Here is an 18,258-nt window from a genome sequence, read left to right on the forward strand (position 1 = left end):
CCATCTGCCGATGCTGCGTCGCCGGACCCTTGTTGCTGCCGTGCTCAGCGCGGGTTTGCTGGCCGGCTGCCAGGCCGGCCCCGAGCCGCAACCCGCTGCCGTGCCGGCGCCGAGCGTGCCGGCGCCGAGCGTGCCTGCGCAAGTCACCACGAAACCGAGCAGCGAGCCGGTCCGGAGCAGTACCAGCAAACCGCCACGCACGCTGCCGAAGCCGGGCAATCCGAAGGGCCGGGCTGCCATCCCCGCCGCCGCGAAACCGGTCGACACCAGCCGCCCGACCCGGACGGTCGGCGACGGCAGTCCGCAGAGCTGCACCTCAGCCGCGGTCGTCCGGGCCGTCACGGCGGGCGGCATCATCACCTTCGACTGCGGACCGGATCCGGTCACCATCGAAATGACCAGGACCGCCAAGGTACGCAACTCCAGCGCCAAGGTCGTGCTGGACGGCGGCGGCCGGGTCACGCTGTCCGGCGGCGGCAAGCATCGGATCCTCTACCAGAACACGTGTGACCAGGCGCAGGGCTGGACCACCTCGCACTGCCAGGATCAGGACACGCCTCGGCTGACGATCCAGAACATGGCGTTCACCAAGGGGGACAGCACGGGGGAGGCGGCCGAGGGCGGTGGCGGCGGCGCGATCTTCGTACGCGGTGGGCATCTGCGGATCCTGAACTCGCGGTTCACCGCGAACCGGTGCGATCGCGCCGGGCCCGATCTGGGCGGCGCGGCGGTACGCGTGCTCGACCAGGGTGGCGACGACCCGGTGTACGTGGTGGGCAGCACCTTCACCGGCGGGGTCTGCTCGAACGGCGGGGCGCTGAGCAGCATCGGCGTCTCCTGGACGGTGCTGAACAGCCGCTTCGAGGACAACGAGGCGGTCGGCACGGGTGCGAACCCGGCCCGGGCCGGCACTCCCGGCGGGGGCAGCGGCGGCGCCATCTACCTGGACGGCAACCGGTTCGCGCTCACCCTGGACGGGACCGTGATCGAGAATAACCGGGCGGCCGAGGGCGGCGGTGCGGTGTTCTTCGTGAGCAACGACCGCACCGGCATCATGACCGTGCGCAATTCCACGCTCCGTCGCAATCGCAGTGCGGGCTTCGAGACCGCCGGGCAACCGGGCATCTTCTTCCTCGGCGCCCGGTCGGTCAGGAAGTCCGGCTGAGGATGTCGTTGACGATCTTCTGCACGTCGGCGCGGTCCTTGGCCGGCGCGGTGGCGTCCAGCGCGACCTGCCACTGTGGCTGGTCGCCGCGGTCCTCGGCGAAGAAGTGGCTCATCACCAGCTGGTAGCGGCTCCGGTTGGAGGCCTCGAGGTACTTCGTGGTGGCGTCGAACCGGCGCGGCTTCTCGCCGGCCCGGAACCAGTTCCCGGTGAGGGTCTTCATCTGGGCGGCGCCGCAGGGCGCCGCGCAGGCACGCAGCATCACGGCGAGGCGCTTCCCGCCGTCCGTGCAGATGTACGCCGTGGCGTCCGGCAGATCGGTACGAGCGCCGAGGCAGTCCCAGGTGGGCGGCGTCCGGAACGTGAACGGCCAGTCCTGGAACCGCATGGTGAGCGTCTCGTCCCCGGCCTCGAAGGTGGCGCCGGTGAGCCGCCGGGCAGGCTGCTCCGCCTCGGGTTCCGGCAGGTTGGGCAGGGCCGGCGCGGACGGCGGCAGACCGGGCAGCTCCGGGATGGGCCGCGCGGAGTCCGACGGCAGCGTGCCGAGGGAGACGGCGGCGTACCGGTTCATCGCCAGGGTGCCGCCGATCGAGCAGAGCGCCAGCAGCAGGGTGAAGACCATCAGCACGATGGAGAGCGCCAGCCCGGGATACTTCTGCGGGCCGGCGCCGAGTGCGCCCCGCATGAAGACGACGAGCGGCGCGCGGTACTCCAGCTCGACTGTCTGGCCCGGCACCGCGGTGACGACCAGGTCGGCCCGGCCGATGCGGCGGGGGAGCAGGTACGGCACGTGCGCGTGCACGTGGTGCTGACCGGAGACGACCGGCGTCACGATCGGCTGCCGCCAGTGTGCCGGGACCGGCTGGCCGTCGACCACCAGGACCGGGGTGAACAGTCCGAGTAGGAAGCCGAGCCGCGAGTACTTCATGGTCACCGCGATCGCCGCGTCCGGCCCGTACTGGTGGTAGTCGGCGGGTGGGTACGTCGGCCATTGGTAGGTGTGCATATCCGGGTGAACACCGTTGCCGCCTGCCGGGTTCAGCTCCGGCCGTGCCAGGGGCGGCGCTCCCGTTTTGCAACCTGCTTGCCATCAGCCAAGCCCTGCAACCCAGGTGAAACCCGCCGAATGAAAGGCCACCCCCGAAAAGCAACCAAGCGATTGGCCTGATCCTGCATGAGCAGCACCCGCGTTCGTGTCTTCGTTCTGATGTTCGCCTTCCTGGCGGGCATGGTGCTGCCGGTTTCGCAGGCACAGGCGGCCACCACCGCCGAGCCGACCATCGCGAGCCGGATGGCTGAGGTCACGGCCGCCAAGTCGCTCAACTACTACCCGTCCGACGCGGGCTGGTCGGCCATGTGGACCGGCTTCAACGCCACCCGCATCGAACAGGACATGGCCAAGGCTGCCGCCCTCGGCGCGGACAACGTACGGGTGATCGTCTTCCCGCAGGCCTTCGGCTACCCGCAGCCGAAGGTCGAGTACACCGAGAAGCTGCGCAAGTTCGTCAGCATCGCGGAGGCGAACGGCCTCTCCGTCAAGCTCACCCTCTTCGACTGGTGGGCCGGGTACTCCGACGTGGCCAACAGCATCGCCTGGGCGAACGCCGTGCTGGCCCCGTACGCCGACGACCCGCGGGTGATCGCGGTCGAGGTGAAGAACGAGTTCCAGCCGAACGACACCGCCGCCGTCACCTGGGTCCGCGAGGTCATCCCGGCGATCCGCGCCGCCGCCCCGACCATGCCGCTGACGCTCTCGGTCGACGGCGCCACCGGCGCGGCCGGCATGGCGAAGATCAAGTCCTCGCTGACCTCGACCCCGCTGGACTACTACGACTTCCACTTCTACGGCAACTCGGAGCGCTCGCTCGCCGAGATCCGCAAGGCCCAGGCCGCGGTCGCGCCGTCCCCGATCGTGATCGGTGAGACCGGGGTCAGCAGCGCGGTCGTCAGCGAGGGCGAGCAGGCCGCGTACCTGGCCCGGGTGTTCCGCGCCGCCACCGAGGCGGGCGTCGGCTCGGTGGCCCCGTGGACGCTGAACGACTTCGCGAACGGCGCCATCCCCAGCAACTCGACCGTGTCGACGATGCCGGCCCAGTACAAGTTCGGTCTCTACCGGGCCGACGGCTCCGCCAAGCTCGCCGCCTCGGTCGTCCGCACCGCCTGGACCACCGGCACCATGCCGAACAGCTTCCTGAACCTGAGCTTCGAGGCCGCCGAGATCGACTCGCCGTGGCGGGAGAACCAGCCGCAGGCCGGCGCCGGGGTGGTCACCTCCGAGATGCCGCGCAACGGCGCCAAGTCGATCCGCTTCTCCGGCACCACCCGCACCTCGGCCGGTCTTCCGTCGGTCGTGACCGCGCCGATCACCCCGGTCCAGGCCGGTTACAAGTGGCGCGCCGAGGCGTTCGCCCGCGGCATCGCCGCCACCGGCACCACCGAGATCGCCCTGAGCTGGTTCGACGTCAACGGCAAGTGGATCAGCCAGAACCTCTCCAACCGCCTGCCGGCCGGCAACACCAGCTGGACCAAGCTGGTCGTCGAGGCGACCGCCCCGGCCGGTGCGACGAGCGTCCAGCTGCACCTCAAGTCCGGCGACAACACCGGCACTGTCTGGTTCGACGATGTGGCGATGTCCTGACACAACTTGTTCGACATCCTTCGATAGGTTGACCGGGGAACACCCCGACCTAGGAAGGGAAGTTCGACCGTGCGAAGACTGCTCGTGGCAATGACCGCCACAGCGTTGACCATCGCCGGAACGGGCGTGGCCGCTCAGGCCACGCCCGTTCCCGTTGCCGCGCCGCACCACCGTGCCGCGCCGGCCCCGGGCGGACCCGGAGTCGGCGACGAGTACTACCCGGATTACGGCAACAGTGGGTACGACGTCTCCCACTACGACATTCGCCTGCGCTACACCCCGGCGACCGACCGGCTCACCGGCACCACCACGATCCTGGCCACCGCCACGCAGGATCTCAGCCGCTTCAACCTGGATTTCCTGCTCGACGTCTCGTCGGTGCGGGTCAACAACCGTCCCGCCACCTTCACCCGGGTCGGCGAGCACGAGCTGGTCGTCGCCCCGGCCCGCCCGGTCGCTGACGGCGGCGCCCTGACCGTCGTGGTGCAGTATTCGGGCACGCCGTCGACCGAGGTCGGCGCCGGATACACCGCCTGGATCCGTACGCCGGACGGCGCCCTCGCCATCGGCGAGCCGGAGATCGCCTGGTGGTGGTACCCGAGCAACGACCACCCGATCGACAAGGCCACCTTCGACGTCTCGGTCTCGGTGCCGGACGGCCTCGAGGCGATCAGCAACGGTGTCATGCCGCGTCCGCCGGTCCGCGAGACGCTCGGCTACACCCGGTGGAGCTGGCGTTCGGTGAAACCGCAGGCGACCTATCTGACGTTCCTCGCCGTCGGGCAGTACGACGTCACCACCGACACCAGCGAGGGCGGTCTGCCGATCTACAACGCCTACTCCCAGCTGCTCAGCCAGGACTTCCGGGACGCCGCGCAGGCCAGCGTCGAGCGCACCGCCGAGATCACCGAGTGGGAGGAGACGGTCTTCGGGCCGTACCCGTTCGAGGCGCTCGGCGGAGTGGTCGCGCCGCCCGACACGCTCGGCTTCGCGCTGGAGAACCAGACCCGGCCGACGTACGCGGCGGGTTTCTTCCGCCGCGGCTCCAACACCTCGGTCGTCGTGCACGAGCAGGCGCACCAGTGGTTCGGTGACTCGGTCTCGGTCGCCGAGTGGAAGCACATCTGGCTCAACGAGGGCTTCGCCAGCTACGCGGAGTGGCTGTGGTCGGAGAAGAACGAGGAGGGCACCGCGCAGGAGATCTTCGACTATCTGTACGCGACGTACCCCGATGACGCCGCGATCTGGACCACCGCGCCGGCCGACCCGGGGGTGCCGCAGCTGTTCGGCGACGCCGTGTACGACCGCGGCGCGATGACCCTGCACCAGCTGCGGGTGGCCGTCGGCGACGAGGACTTCTTCGAGATCGTCCGGACCTGGGCCGCCGAGCAGAAGTACGGCAACGCGACCACCGCGGAGTTCACCGCCCTGGCCGAGAAGATCTCCGGTGAGGACCTGGACGCGCTCTTCGAGGCCTGGCTCTTCACCCCGTCGAAGCCGGCGGTGGCGGGTGCCGCGACGCTGGCCCGCAAGGCGGCTCCGGCAGCCCCGAAGTCGTGGGCGAAGATCAGCGAGACGCACGACCTGTTGCACCGGCACTGACTGGGGAAGCGGTGGGCGGAGAACCCGCCCACCGCTGACCGGGCGGTGCTGCTCAGCGGTCACCGACCAGGGCGTTCAGCCCGCCGGTGCGGCGCAGTTTCTGCCAGCCCAGGCGGATGCCGCCGAGCGCGGTGAGCACCGACTGGATCAGCACGAGATACATCAGCTGGCGGTAGACGAACTGCTGCAACGGAACCAGCCAGATCGGCCGCAACTTCTCGTTGTCCAGGCGGAACGCGTAGACGGTGCTGATCACCTGGACGGCCAGCATCGCGAGCCAGGCGAGCAGGGTCTGCAACGGGTCGAGGAACAGCAGGCCGTAAAGCGCGAAGACGTCGATCAGTGGGGAGAGCAACGGGAGCAGGGTCTGGAAGAGGGCCAGGTTGAGCAGGCCGCGACGGCCGAACCGGCCACCGGCGCCGCTCTCGAACAGGGCGCGGCGGTGCTTCCACATCGCCTGCATCGTTCCGTAGCTCCAGCGGTATCGCTGGCGCCAGAGCTGCGGCATCGTGGTCGGCGCTTCGGTCCAGGCGCGCGCCTGCTCCTCGTACACGATCCGCCATCCGGCCCGGATGATGGCGATGGTGAGGTCGGTGTCCTCGGCCAGGGTGTCGTCGCTGAGGCCGTCGACCTGCCGCAGCGCGTCCCGGCGGAAGGCGCCGATGGCGCCGGGCACGGTGGCCATGCAGCGCATCACGTCGTACGCGCGACGGTCGATGCTGAATCCGACGACGTACTCGATGTGCTGCCAGGCGGCGAGCAGCCCGCCACGGTTGGCCACCTTGGCATTCCCGGCGACGGCGCCGATCGAGGCGTCGGCGAAAGGCTGCACGAGCAGGCGTACGGTGTCCGGCTCGAACACCGTGTCACCGTCCATCATCACCACGACCTCGGTGTCCGCCGCCGCGATGCCGGCGTTCAGCGCCGCCGGCTTCCCGCTGTTCGGTTGCCGGAGCACCGTCACGTTCGGGTGTCCGAGCGACTCGGCGATCTCCGCGGTCCCGTCGGTGGACCCGTCGTCGACCACGATGATCCGGATCGGATGGGTACTCGCCACCAGGGACCGCACGGTGTCGGCGATGCACTCCTTCTCGTTGTAGGCGGGCACGATCACGGTCACCGGTTCCGTGTACGGCGTACCCCAACCGGTCCCCGAGCGGGACCGCCGGGCGTGCCGGCGGCCCATGACCAGCATCAACACCAGGCGGCCCACGGTGAGCGCGCCGAGGATCAGCAGCAGCGCCGAGAACCAGACCGTGGTGTCGCGGGCGATCCGGACCGCGCCGACCAGGCTCGCCCCGAGCAGGTGCTCCCCGGTCGTCGCCACCGGGTTGACCGTCTCCATACCGGTGAGCGCCGCGATCGTGGTGAACGTGTAACCCTGCGCCTGCAGGGCCGGAATGACCGTGGCGAGCGCTTCGGCCGTGCCGGACCGGTCGCCGCCGCCGTCGTGGAACAGCAGGACCGCGCCCTCGCCGTTCTCCGGGGTGACCGCCTCGACGATCTCCTCGTTCGTCACGCCGGCTTCCCAGTCGCGGCTGTCCAGGTCGTTCACCACGGTCAGGTAGCCGTTCTCACCCATCTCCTCGATCACGGCCCAGTTGGTGTCGTCCAGCGCCGCGACCGTCGACGAGTACGGTGGCCGGAAGATCACGCTGGTCACCCCGGCCGCGCCGGCGAGCGCCAGCTGCGTCTCCTCGATCTCGACAGTGCGCCGCCAGTCGCTCTGGCCGGACAGCTCGGGATGGGTGAAGGTGTGGATGCCGATCTCGTGGCCCTCGTCCACGACCTGGCGGACCAGGTCCGGGTACTTGCTGATCTCCGAGCCGATCATGAAGAAGGTGGCCGGTACGTCGTACTCCGCCAGCACCTCCAGGATCTCCGCGGTGTACTCCGGATCCGGCCCGTCGTCGAAGGTCAGCACGATCTGCTTGTCCCCGGCCGCCACCGTGGTCGTCGTGCTCCCGTCGGTCTGGATGATCGGCCCGCCAGTGAGCGCCTCGTCCGGCACCTGACTGGTCTGCGACGTCGACTCGATCGCACCGTCCTGTGTGAACTCGCCCTGCACGAGACCGTTCACCATCAGGATGCTGGCGAAAAGGCTGATCAGTACGGCGAGGACGAGCCAGCGTTTCACATGATGCCTTTCAGGCTCGTGACAGAAAGAAGCGCAACTCTTCGCGAATGAAGCTGATAAGTCTCGTTATTGCGGTGCTCTTGTTCGTCAGCGGCTGCACGGCCGACGCCACAGCCCGCGAGAGTCCGGTGGTCGCGCCCTACGTCGACGTTGTCAGCGGCACCGCGAACATCCAGGACATCCACCGCAGAACCGGACTCACCGACTTCACGCTCGCCTTCGTCCTGGCCGACAGCGCGGGCTCGTGCACGCCGACGTGGGGCGGGACCCTGGGGCTGGGGGAGACGGCGGCGCCGGCTGACATCGCCGCGATCGGCGGCGAGGTGATCGTCGCCACCGGGGGCGCCACCGGCACCTACCTGGAGAGCGTCTGCTCGGCGGAGGAGCTGGCCATCGCGTACGCCGAGGTGCTCGACGCCACCGGCAGCAACCACCTGGACGTCGACATCGAGCAGAAGGTCGACCCGGACCTCGTCACCGCGGCCCTGGCGAGCCTGCAGCAGAGCCGCGACACCGCGATCAGCCTCACCCTGCCGGTCGAGGGCGCCGGTCTCACCGAGGCGGGCCTCGCCCTGCTGGGCAGCGCGAAGCGGGCCGGCCTGGAGGTCACGGTGAACGCGATGACGATGAACTTCGACTACGACGGCGACTGGGGCACGGCGATGGTCGAGGCCATCCGTGCGGTCCAGGCCGATCTGGCGACAGTTTGGCCCGAGCGCGAGATCGCCCCGATGCTCGGCGTCACCCCGATGCTCGGAGTCAACGACACCGGGCCCGTGACCACGTTGGACGCGGCCCGGACGGTGCTCACCTACGCCCAGGAACAGGGATTGGGCTTCGTCCGGTTCTGGTCGGTCAACCGGGACAACGGCGACTGCGCCGACGGCCGGCTCAGCGGCGCCTGCAGTGGCATCAGCCAGGACGAGTACGCGTTCACGGAGCTCTTCACCATTTTCGAGGATCACGCCGGGAAAGCTAGGAACGCAGTCTGAGCGCGGCCTATGGCGACAGTCAGTGACCTCTGTGCGAAAAATGACGGAAAGCGTGCCGACAATCGCTCAGCGTGATCATTTGTTCGACGATCGGGCAGCGGATGACATATCGTGCCGGGGTCGATGCTCCCCGACATACCGGGAGGATGATGTTCCGCCGCTGGCACCTCGTCGCCCTGGCCCTGCTCGCGGTCCTCGCGCTGGCCTGCGAGGGAGCGGGCGGCGCCACGCCGGAGCCGACCGATGATCCGACGACCAGGCCGGCCACCGCGCTGCCGTCCTCGATGGCCGCCCTCGGTGACTCGATCACCGCCGGGTTCGGCAGCTGCTTCGCCTTCGTCGCGTGCAGCCGCAACTCCTGGTCGACCGGGACCAGTTCCGCCGTGGACAGCCATTACCGGCGGATTCTCGAGGACAACCCGAAGATCAAGGGCGAGGCGAGCAACTTCGCCGAGCCGGGCGCCGAGGCCGACGCCCTGGCCGGGCAGGCGACCCGGGCGGTCGAGGTGAAGGCGCAGTACGTGACCGTCCTGATCGGAGCGAACGACGCGTGCGCCGGCTCGGTGCGGAACATGACATCGGCCGCCCAGTTCCGCAAGGAGGTCGATCGCGGGCTGGCCCGGCTGAAGCGGGGGCTGCCCAAGTCGCGGGTGCTGGTGGTCAGCATCCCGGACCTCTACCGGCTGTGGGAGCTGGGCCGCGACAACGAGCGCGCGACCCGGGTCTGGAGCCAGGGCGGGATCTGCCCGTCGATGCTGGCCGCGCCGACCTCCACGGCGGACGCCGACGAGCAGCGGCGCCGGCAGGTCCGGGACCGCATCGACGCGTACAACGAGCAGCTGCGCAAGGCGTGCCGCGCCTACGGCAAGCGCTGCCGGTGGGACGGCGGCCGGGCGCACCGGGTCCGCTTCTCGCTGGACCTGGTGAACCAGGTCGACTACTTCCACCCCAACGTCGAGGGCCAGAACGAACTGGCCGATGTGGTCTTCCCGAGCCGATTCGGCTGGTGAGAGCCAGGTCGCCAGACCGTCTATCCGTCGCGTTCCGGGGTGACGCGGTCGCGGATGCCGTCGAGCACCGCCTCCGCGGCCCACGCGGCGGCGTCGGCGATGTCACGCGGATCCATACCGAACTCGCGGCGGAACGTCACCCAGGTCCCGACGGAATCGAGGTGTGACAGCGCCGCGATGATCGCCCTGCGCTGTGCCGCGTCGAGGGACGGCACCTCGGCGTCCAGCAGCCGTTCGAGCTGCGCCCGGCCGGGCGACGGCGCCGCGCCGCTCACGCCTCGCATCTCCGTCTCGGCGACGACGTGCGCGAGCTCCGGCCGAGCGTCGTACCGCTGCATCGCCTCACGGATCGCCAGGGGGACGTCGAAGATCGAGTGCGACTCCTCGCGGGCGAACAGGGTCGCCTCGATCCACGCCGCGGTCGCCAGCAGCAGGTCGACGCGGGTGGGGTAGTTGCGGAACACGGTGCGCTCGGCGATGCCCGCCCGGCGCGCGATGACCCGGTAGGACACGTCGTCGCTGCCGAGCTCCTCGATCAGTTCGGCGTAGGCGGCCAGGATCGCCGCCTGCGTGCCGCTCAGCGCCGCGACGTCCGCCGGCCCGGTCACGGCTCCGCCCACGTCGCGTCGGGCAGAGGCTCGGCCCGCGTCGCGTCGCGCAGAGACTCCGCCCGCGTCGCGTCGGGCAGCCTGGCGAGCACGGCGCCCACGGCGTGGTCGAACGCGTCGCAGATCTCGCCGGCATCCATGTCGAAGCCCGTGCGCAGCCGGGCCCAGAACATCGCCGACGAGAAATAGCGCAGGGACGCCGCGACCCGCCGCCGATCCCGCCGGTTGAGCGTCGGCGTCGCCACGTCGAGCATCGCCTCGATCGCCCGCGTGATGTAGGCGGGCTCGATGTCGAGCGTCGGCGAGATCGCGGAGGCCCGGGCGCCGACGTACGCGAACGCGGGCGACGCGTCGAAGGCGCGGAAGCGCTCGTGCACGGCGGCGCAGAAATCGGACACGGTCACGAACGGCGGCAGCGGGAAGAAGGCCCGCTCGATCCAGTTCGAGAGAGCGGCGAGCAGGTGGGCACGCGTCGGGTACTGCCGGTAGATCGTGCGCTCCGAGATGCCGACCTCGTCAGCGAGGGCGCGATAGGAGATGTCGTCGAACGTGCGCTCGCGCAGCAGCACCGCGGCGCTCGCGAGAATCGCGGTCGCGGTGTCGACCGGCTCCTCCATCACGTCTCCCCCCGTCGTCGGGATGCCCTGCGGGCGGCCGCCCAGCGCGGTGGCCCGGTGACTTCCGGCGGGAGCACGTATCGATCGGAATCGTCGAGCGTGAGCGCCAGCGACGAGACGTACTGCACCTCGCCGTGCGGTCCTCTCTCGGCCGAGGCCAGCATATCCGGCCGCTCGAACGTGTAACCGGTGACATGACAGCGGAGCCGCTCGCCCGACGGGTTGCCGTCCGCGTCGAACCGGGGGGAGTCGATGCCGTCCGAGCGGCGGCGCAGGTAGTAGCGCCCCCGCGTGGCCAGGGCCGTGACCGGCGTGGCCACGAACGCGACGCCGATCGCGATGAGCACCGAGAACGGCTTGACGGCGGCGCCGAACAGCCCGGCGAAGGCGAGCAGCGACAGCACCGAGGCGAGCCCCACCGACACGAGCCCGACCGGGTTCCAGTCGTGCAGCATGCCGCGGCGGAACTCGGGAAAGCGCGGCGAGACGTGCAGCACCCACTTGTTGATCGCGATATCGGTGGCGATCGTCACCAGCCACGCCATGACGACGTTCGCGTAGAGGCTCAACACGAAGGAGATGAGGGTGAAGACGTCCAGCATCATGAGCACGTAGGCGATCACGAGATTGAACAGCACGAAGATCGTACGGCCCGGGTAGTGCTTCGCCATCCGGGTGAAGACGTTCGACCAGGCGAGCGATCCCGAGTACGCGTTCGTCACGTTGATCTTCACCTGCGCGACCACGATGAGCACCAGGGCGAGAACGATGGCGAGCCAGTCGGGGACGAGGGTCCGGTACATCTCGACGAACTGCTTGACCGGCTCGGTCGCCTGATGCCCGAGCGTGGGTTCGACCCGCACGAGCAGGTACACGGCGAGAAACACCCCGATCACCTGCTTGGTGCCGCTGAAGACGACCCAACCCGGGCCGGCGAACGAGAACGACATCCACCATGAGCGGGCGTTCGACGGCGTGCGCGGCGGCATGGCGCGGAGGTAGTCGATCTGCTCCGCCAGCTGCGGGGTGAGGGCGAAGCACACGGCCGCGCTGGAGACCACGGCGCCGAAGCTGACCGCGCCGTCGGAGTTGCCGGTGAACGACGTGAAGGCGCTCACCGCCTCGGGGTCGGAGACGACGATCCACAGCAGCGGAAGCAGGGCGAGGGCGAGCCACAGGGGCGTGGTCCAGAATTGCAGGCGCTCCAGCGCCCGCATGCCGTAGATGACGATCGGGATCACGACGACGGTCGAGATGAGATAGCCGAGCCACAGCGGCATCCCCGTCGCCACCCGCAGCCCCTGCGCCATGATGGCGCCCTCCAGCGCGAAGAAGATGCAGGTGAAGCCCGCGAAGATGACGGTCGTGATGATGGAGCCGTAGTAGCCGAACCCCGAGCCCCGGGCGATGAGGTCGAGGTCGAGGTTGTAGCGGGCGGCGTAGTAGGCGACGGGCACGCCCACGATGACGATGATGACCGACGCGAACACGATGCCGAGCACGGCGTTGGCGGTGCCGTGATCGATGCCGATGCTCGCGCCGATCGAGAAGTCGGCGAGGAACGCGATGGACCCGAGGGCTGTCGCACCGACGGAGGCCGCGCTCCATCGCCGGAAGGTGCGCGGCACATAGCGGAAGGCGTAGTCCTCGAGGCTGTCCTCTGCGGCCGCGCGCGCGTTGTCCGTCGACACAGGGCATATTTGCTGTCCGGTGTTACGACGACATTGCGAGTGTGAGTCATGCCTGCTCAGATCGCCATGGCGGCTCGCACGGTGGAGGTGGCTGCCTTGCCACCCTCTCCGGTCTGCGTGACGGAGCCCGAGGCGAGCACGACGTAACGCTCGGCGGCCTCCAGGGCGAAGCCGATGTGCTGCTCGACGAGCAGCACGTTGATGCCCTCGCCGGCCAGCTGCATGATGGTCTGCTCGATCTCGGCGACGATCGTGGGCTGGATGCCCTCGGTCGGCTCGTCGAGGATGAGCAGCTTCGGCTCGGTGATGAGGGCGCGGGCGATCGCGAGCTGCTGGCGCTGCCCCCCGGAGAGCAGGCCCGCCTTCCGGGTGGCGAACTTCTCCAGCGCGGGGAAGCGAGCCAGCTGCGCGTCGATGAGGGCCCTGCCGCGCCGGCGCCCGTCGGCGACGAGCTGCAGATTCTCGAGCGTCGTGAGCTGGCTGAACGCCTGCTGACCCTGCGGCACGTACGCCATGCCGCGAGCGACGCGCTGGTTGGGGGCGAGCGACGTGATGTCCTCGCCCTCGAAGAGCACCCGGCCTTTCGACGGCTTGATGAGGCCGATCGCGAGACGCAGCAGGGTCGTCTTGCCGGCGCCGTTGTGGCCGAGCACGGCCACCACCTTGCCGGTCGGCACCGTCACGCCGTGCAGCACCCGCGTGCGCCCATAGCCGGCCTCGATGTCGGTGAGCTGCAGCATGTCAGTCCTCCTTCGCGTTCTGCGTCACGGCTGCCGGTTCGAGCACGACCGACATCGCGGCCGTGGTGGCGGCGCCCGCGGTGCCGAGGTAGACCTGCTGCACCTTGGGGTCGGCCTGAACCTCGGCCACCGTGCCCTGCGAGAGCACCCTGCCCTGGTGCAGCACTGTCACGCGGGTGGCGAAGCGGCGCATGAAGTCCATGTCGTGCTCGACCACGAGCACGATGCGCTTCGCCGCGATGCGCTGCAGAAGCTCGCCGGTCGCGGTGCGCTCGTCCTGGCTCATGCCGGCGACGGGTTCGTCGAGCAGCAGCACCTTCGCGTCCTGCACGAGCAGCATCGCGATCTCCAGCCATTGCTTCTGGCCGTGCGACAGGATGCCGGCCGGCGTGGCGAGTTCGCCGGTGAGCCCGGTCTCCTCCAGCGCCTGCTCGATCGACGGATCGACGCCGCGCCGGGCCCGCAGTAGCGAGGTCGACGGGCGGTGCCGCCCGGCGGCGATGTCGAGGTTCTGCAGGACCGTGAGCTCGTCGAAGACGCTCGCGGTCTGGAAGGTACGGCCGACCCCGAGCCGTACGATCTTGTGCACCTGCTTGCCGAGCAGCTCCTTGTCGCCGAGCTTCGCCGACCCGGTGCCCTTGGTGAGCCCGGTGATGGCGTCGATGCAGGTCGTCTTGCCGGCGCCGTTCGGACCGATGAGGAACCGGACCTCCCCGGGATGCGCGTCGAAGGAGACGCCGCCGACCGCGACGAAGCCGGAGAACTCGACCTGGAGGTCAGTGACAACGAGCGATGCGCCGGTCACGACCGCACCTCCTCAAGCTCGGCCGCCGGTGCGGCTGCCGGTGCGGGCTCGGGCTCTTCGACAGGGCTCCGGCGCGCTGCGAGGAACTTGGCGGGCAGCGACGACAGCCCGTTGGGCAGGAAGAGGATGACGACGACGAACAGCAGACCGAGGATGTACGTCCAGCCCTCGGGCCAGGTCGAGCCGAGGCTCGACTGTCCCCATCCGACGGCCATCGCGCCGAGCGCGGGGCCGAAGAGCGACGCGCGGCCACCGAACGCGACGCCCGCGATCATGAGGATCGAGGCGGCGGCGCCGATCTCGGCCGGAGTGATGATGCCGACGATCGGCACGAACATCGCTCCGCCGATGCTCGCCATCAGCGCGGAGACGATGAAGGCGACGAGCTTGACGTTGGCCGGGTCGTAGCCGAGGAAGCGTACGCGCTCCTCGGCGTCCCGGGTGGCGACGAGGAGCTCGCCGAAGCGGCTGCGGTAGAGCTGCCAGACCGCGAGCAGGCACACGATGAGGAGCGCGGCCGCGATGAGGTACACCATGACCCTGTTCGCCGGGTCGTTGAGCACGTAGCCGAAGAAGTACTTGAAGTCGCTGAGCCCGGTGTCGCCGCCGGTCTCGCGGATCGTGGAGCTGATCAGGACGGCCAGTGCGACGGCGAGCGCCTGCGTCAGGATCGCGAAGTACGCGCCCTTCACCCGGCGCTTGAACAGCGCGTAGCCGAGAAGGCCGGCCACGATCACCGGGAGCACCACGATCGCCGCCAGGGTGAACGCCGCGCTGCGGAACGGCTCCCAGAACATCGGGAGCGGCGCGAGCGGGTCGTAGAGCACCATGAACCCCGGGATCCGGTCACCGGCGGTCTCCAGCGTGAGGTGCATGGCCATCGAGTACGCGCCGAGGGCGAAGAACACGCCCTGGCCCATCACGAGCATTCCGCCCCGACCCCAGGCCAGGCCGATGCCGACCGCGGCGATCGCCCAGCAGCAGTACTTGCCGAGGTTGTTGAGCCAGTGGTCGGTGAGCATGAGGGGAGCGACCGCGAGGAGCAGGAGGGCGAGCACCCCGATGCCACTGAGAGAGAGCCAAGACTTCGACTTGGTCATGCCAGACTCCTGGTTCGCACCGTGAACAGGCCCTGCGGGCGCAGCTGAAGGAAGACGATCACGAGGATGAAGGCGAACACCTGCGCCAGGCTGCCGGTCGTCCAGTAGGCGAAGAACGAGAGGGTCACGCCCACCGCCCACGCGGCGATGATGGTGCCCTTGAGCTGGCCGATGCCACCGGCGGCGACGACGAGGAAGGCCGGGATGATGTACTGCGCGCCCATCTGGGAGTTCGTGCCGCCGATGAGCGACGCGGCCACGCCGGCGACTCCGGCCAGGCCCGACCCGGTGAAGAAGGTGAGGCGATCGACGGTGCGGGTGGAGATCCCCGAGGTCTCGGCGAGGTCCCGGTTCTGCACTGTCGCCCGGATGCGGCGGCCGAACGGGCTGTACTTGAGCCACGCCGACAGCGCGGCGACGCAGACCGACGCGAGCACGATGGTGAACACCTGCCGCAGCGGCCAGTCGTAGCCGAGGACATTCATCTGCCCGTCGAGCCAGCCGGGCTTCTCCACCGGGACGCCCTGGGACGGGAAGATCTGCAGTGCCGCCTGCTGCAGGATCAGGCCGACGCCGACCGTGACGAGCAGGGTGTCGAGTGGCCTGCGGTACATCCACTGGATGATGGTGACCTCCAGCAGGAGGCCGAACAGGCCGGCGACGACGAACGCCACCGGCAGCGCGACCGGGATCGACAGGCCGCTTGCGGTGATGACCTGCTGGACGAGGTAGGCGGCGAAGGCGCCGATCATGAGGAACTCGCCGTGGGCCATGTTGATCACGCCCATCTGGCCGAAGGTGAGCGAGAGGCCCAGCGCGGCGAGCAGGAGCAGCGCGCCCTGTGCGCTGCCGTTCAGCAGCGGTGATATCAGTGCGTCCACGTGCAATCGCTCTCTCTAGCGTCTCTACGGAGGGGGAGGGGTCGCATGCCGCCCGCGGCATGCGACCCCTGCGGGCGATCAGCCCGCTGCGTCGACGAGCTGCTTGCGGACGTCCGCCGGGAACCAGTCGTAGCCCTCGAGGTACGGGTCGGGCTCGATGAACTTGTCGGAGGCCCAGACGATCTCGAACTGGTTGCTGGAATTGATCTTGCCGATGTGACCGGGCTTGGAGATGTGGTGGTTGTCGCCGTCGAGCGTGACCTTGCCCTCCGGCGCGTCGAACGTGATGGTGTTCTTCTTCGCCGCGGCATTCACCGCGTCGACGTCGAACGAGCCGGCCGCCTCGACAAGGGCCTTGTAGAGGTACATCGAGATGTACGCGGCCTCCATCGGGTCGGAGGTCACACCGCTGCTGTTGGGGTAGGCCTTCCAGCTCTCGATGAACTTCGGGTTGGTGTCGGTCTTGAGTGACTGGAAGTAGTTCCAGGACGCGTACTGGCCGGTGACCTCGTGGCCCATCGCCGGCGCCTCTTCCTCGGCGATCGACACCGAGATGATCGGCGTCGTCGCGGCGGTGAGTCCGGCGTCGTAGTACGCCTTGACGAAGCCCACATTCGACGATCCGTTGATGGTGTTGAAGATGAAGTCGGGCTTGGCCGCCACGATCTTCGCCACCTGGCTTGTCCAGTCGTCCTTGTCGAGCGGTACGTACTCCTCACCGACGATCTCGATACCGAGCTTGGCCGCGTACAGCTTGATGATCGCGTTCGCGGTGCGCGGGAAGACGTAGTCGCTGCCGGCGAGGAACAGCTTCTTCACCCCTTGGGAGGCGAGGAAGTCCATCGCCGGGATGATCTGCTGGTTGGTGGTCGCACCGGTGTAGTAGATGTTCGGCGAGGATTCGAGGCCCTCGTACTGCACCGGGTAGAAGAAGAGGCCGTTGTTCTTCTCGACGACCGGCTTGACGGCCTTGCGGGAGGACGAGGTCCAGCCGCCGAAGATTGCGGCGACACAGTCCTGAGTGAGCAGCTTCTCGGTCTTCTCCGCAAAGGTGGGCCAGTCGGTGGCGCCGTCCTCCTGGACGTACTCGATCTTCTTGCCGAGGATGCCGCCACCGGCGTTGATCTCGTCGGCGGCCATGTGCAGCACGTTGGAGACGGTCTTCTCGGAGATCGCCATGCCACCGGTAAGGGAGTTGAGGAAGCCGAGCTTGACGGTGCTGCCGGAGGTGTCGACGCAACTGGCTGCCGGAGAAGTCCCGCCGGCGGCCGTTTCGTCGCCGGCCTTGGCGCCACAGCCGGCGAGCACGAGGGCCATGGTCGTCCCGATGGCTCCCGTAGCCATGAGCGTGCGTATCCGCTTGCTGGTGGTGGACATATGTGAGAACTCCGTTCCTGGTCAAGGTGCGTGACGCCGGGGGCGCGGCACGCGGATCGTGCGGAGGTTGCTGTCCAGGGCGAGTCGCCGGCGATCCGAGCTACCCGCGGGTGTTCGCTAGCAAGGTGCAGCCGGCTGCTGCAGGTGAAAGCAGAGTGACCTGGAGTCATTACTCTGACATTTCCTGACTGTTCCAACTCTGTAGCCGCGGCATCGAGGGGACGCGAATTACCTGGAAAAGCGCGGAGTTTCAGAGATGGGAGATGTCAAAGTTCTGCCATCTTCTGTGAAGGCGCGACGACGATGGCAGACTCCTGACATTCAGGAGAGTTGAGTCGATCGATTCGGGGCAGCTGAATGAGGCACCCGTCTCACCTGGCTTCCTTGCCGCGCCGGCGCAAACCGGCGACTACACCGTCCGGGCGGTGGTTCGCGGCAAGGAGCAGAAGGCGAACGGTCCGGCGATCATGCCCGGTGACATCCCGCTGCTGCCGGCCCCGAACTACTACGTGCACCACGCCTGGCCCGGCGACTGTCCCGCCTGTCGTACGTCCTGGACCAGCCCAACCACCCTCGACGGCCGGAACCTGTGGCGGGTCGTCAGCGGCAGATGGCGGTGGAACTGCGCAGCGGCGGCACCGTCGCAGCCTCAACACCACGACGCGCTTCCGGAATTATGTGGGCGACCGGCCCTTGATCTACGACTACACAGAGCCGCTGATCGCGGCCAACCAGCCGGTCCGCGTACGCATCTCGGTGGACGGCCAGAAGATCCGCTACTACAGCGACGACCAGCTGGTCTTCGACTACATCGACCCGGCGCCTTATCCCAGCGGGTGGTTCGCCTTCCGCACGGTGGCCAGCCACTTCCACACCGGCTTCACCGTCTGGAAAC

Annotated in this window: 15 protein-coding genes and 1 pseudogene; 6 read left to right on the plus strand and 10 right to left on the minus strand. The window is 68.8% G+C overall.

Annotation, left to right across the window (positions count from 1 at the left end):
• Positions 1 to 10 precede the first annotated feature (10 nt).
• On the plus strand, positions 11 to 1,165 hold the full coding sequence (locus tag OHA21_RS46670; protein WP_328466597.1) for a hypothetical protein: 1,155 nt from the start codon (positions 11 to 13) through the stop codon (positions 1,163 to 1,165).
• On the opposite strand, the gene OHA21_RS46675 is transcribed toward OHA21_RS46670, so the two are convergent.
• Complete coding sequence (locus OHA21_RS46675; RefSeq protein ID WP_328466599.1) at positions 1,149 to 2,171, minus strand: hypothetical protein; 1,023 nt, start codon at positions 2,169 to 2,171, stop codon at positions 1,149 to 1,151. The genes OHA21_RS46670 and OHA21_RS46675 overlap by 17 nt on opposite strands.
• Positions 2,172 to 2,339: 168 nt before the next feature.
• Between OHA21_RS46675 and OHA21_RS46680 the strand changes: the two genes are divergently transcribed.
• Both OHA21_RS46680 and OHA21_RS46685 read left to right on the plus strand, forming a co-directional pair.
• Positions 2,340 to 3,803, plus strand: coding sequence for a glycosyl hydrolase (locus OHA21_RS46680; protein WP_328466601.1), 1,464 nt, complete (start codon positions 2,340 to 2,342; stop codon positions 3,801 to 3,803).
• Between the two features lie 90 nt (positions 3,804 to 3,893).
• Positions 3,894 to 5,405, plus strand: a complete 1,512-nt coding sequence (locus OHA21_RS46685; protein WP_328466603.1) for a M1 family metallopeptidase — start codon at positions 3,894 to 3,896, stop codon at positions 5,403 to 5,405.
• A gap of 52 nt (positions 5,406 to 5,457) precedes the next feature.
• Here OHA21_RS46685 and OHA21_RS46690 read toward each other — a convergent pair whose 3' ends face one another.
• Complete coding sequence (locus OHA21_RS46690; RefSeq protein ID WP_328466605.1) at positions 5,458 to 7,542, minus strand: bifunctional polysaccharide deacetylase/glycosyltransferase family 2 protein; 2,085 nt, start codon at positions 7,540 to 7,542, stop codon at positions 5,458 to 5,460.
• Between the two features lie 74 nt (positions 7,543 to 7,616).
• On the opposite strand from OHA21_RS46690, the gene OHA21_RS46695 reads away from it, so the two are divergent.
• Complete coding sequence (locus OHA21_RS46695; protein ID WP_328466607.1) at positions 7,617 to 8,534, plus strand: glycosyl hydrolase; 918 nt, start codon at positions 7,617 to 7,619, stop codon at positions 8,532 to 8,534.
• A gap of 149 nt (positions 8,535 to 8,683) precedes the next feature.
• A complete protein-coding gene (locus OHA21_RS46700; RefSeq protein WP_328478958.1) occupies positions 8,684 to 9,544 on the plus strand; it encodes a GDSL-type esterase/lipase family protein in 861 nt (286 codons plus the stop codon).
• 20 nt (positions 9,545 to 9,564) lie between these two features.
• Here OHA21_RS46700 and OHA21_RS46705 read toward each other — a convergent pair whose 3' ends face one another.
• The 8 genes from OHA21_RS46705 to urtA all read right to left on the minus strand — a co-directional run bounded on the left by OHA21_RS46705 (position 9,565) and on the right by urtA (position 17,330).
• Positions 9,565 to 10,152 (minus strand): TetR/AcrR family transcriptional regulator, encoded by a 588-nt coding sequence (locus OHA21_RS46705; RefSeq protein WP_328466609.1) that lies wholly within the window; start codon positions 10,150 to 10,152, stop codon positions 9,565 to 9,567.
• Complete coding sequence (locus OHA21_RS46710; protein WP_328466610.1) at positions 10,149 to 10,769, minus strand: TetR/AcrR family transcriptional regulator; 621 nt, start codon at positions 10,767 to 10,769, stop codon at positions 10,149 to 10,151. The genes OHA21_RS46705 and OHA21_RS46710 overlap by 4 nt, the downstream gene beginning before the upstream one ends.
• A complete protein-coding gene (locus tag OHA21_RS46715; protein ID WP_328466611.1) occupies positions 10,769 to 12,460 on the minus strand; it encodes a purine-cytosine permease family protein in 1,692 nt (563 codons plus the stop codon). Before OHA21_RS46715 ends, OHA21_RS46710 begins: the two co-directional genes overlap by 1 nt.
• A gap of 56 nt (positions 12,461 to 12,516) precedes the next feature.
• On the minus strand, positions 12,517 to 13,200 hold the full coding sequence (locus OHA21_RS46720; protein ID WP_328466613.1) for an ATP-binding cassette domain-containing protein: 684 nt from the start codon (positions 13,198 to 13,200) through the stop codon (positions 12,517 to 12,519).
• A 1-nt stretch (position 13,201) separates the two neighbouring features.
• Positions 13,202 to 14,005 (minus strand): urea ABC transporter ATP-binding protein UrtD, encoded by an 804-nt coding sequence (urtD, locus tag OHA21_RS46725; protein ID WP_328466615.1) that lies wholly within the window; start codon positions 14,003 to 14,005, stop codon positions 13,202 to 13,204.
• A complete protein-coding gene (gene urtC, locus OHA21_RS46730; RefSeq protein WP_328466616.1) occupies positions 14,002 to 15,105 on the minus strand; it encodes an urea ABC transporter permease subunit UrtC in 1,104 nt (367 codons plus the stop codon). The genes urtD and urtC overlap by 4 nt, the downstream gene beginning before the upstream one ends.
• Positions 15,102 to 15,986, minus strand: coding sequence for an urea ABC transporter permease subunit UrtB (gene urtB, locus OHA21_RS46735; RefSeq protein ID WP_328466617.1), 885 nt, complete (start codon positions 15,984 to 15,986; stop codon positions 15,102 to 15,104). The genes urtC and urtB overlap by 4 nt, the downstream gene beginning before the upstream one ends.
• A 78-nt stretch (positions 15,987 to 16,064) precedes the next feature.
• Entirely contained in the window at positions 16,065 to 17,330 is a 1,266-nt protein-coding gene (gene urtA / locus OHA21_RS46740) for an urea ABC transporter substrate-binding protein (RefSeq protein WP_328466618.1), read from the minus strand.
• Between the two features lie 390 nt (positions 17,331 to 17,720).
• Here urtA and OHA21_RS52870 point away from each other — a divergent pair.
• Positions 17,721 to 18,224 (plus strand): annotated as a pseudogene (locus OHA21_RS52870) (DUF6250 domain-containing protein); the annotation flags it as partial.
• Positions 18,225 to 18,258 lie beyond the last annotated feature (34 nt).

It is taken from the genome of Actinoplanes sp. NBC_00393 (assembly GCF_036053395.1).
Taxonomy (GTDB): domain Bacteria; phylum Actinomycetota; class Actinomycetes; order Mycobacteriales; family Micromonosporaceae; genus Actinoplanes.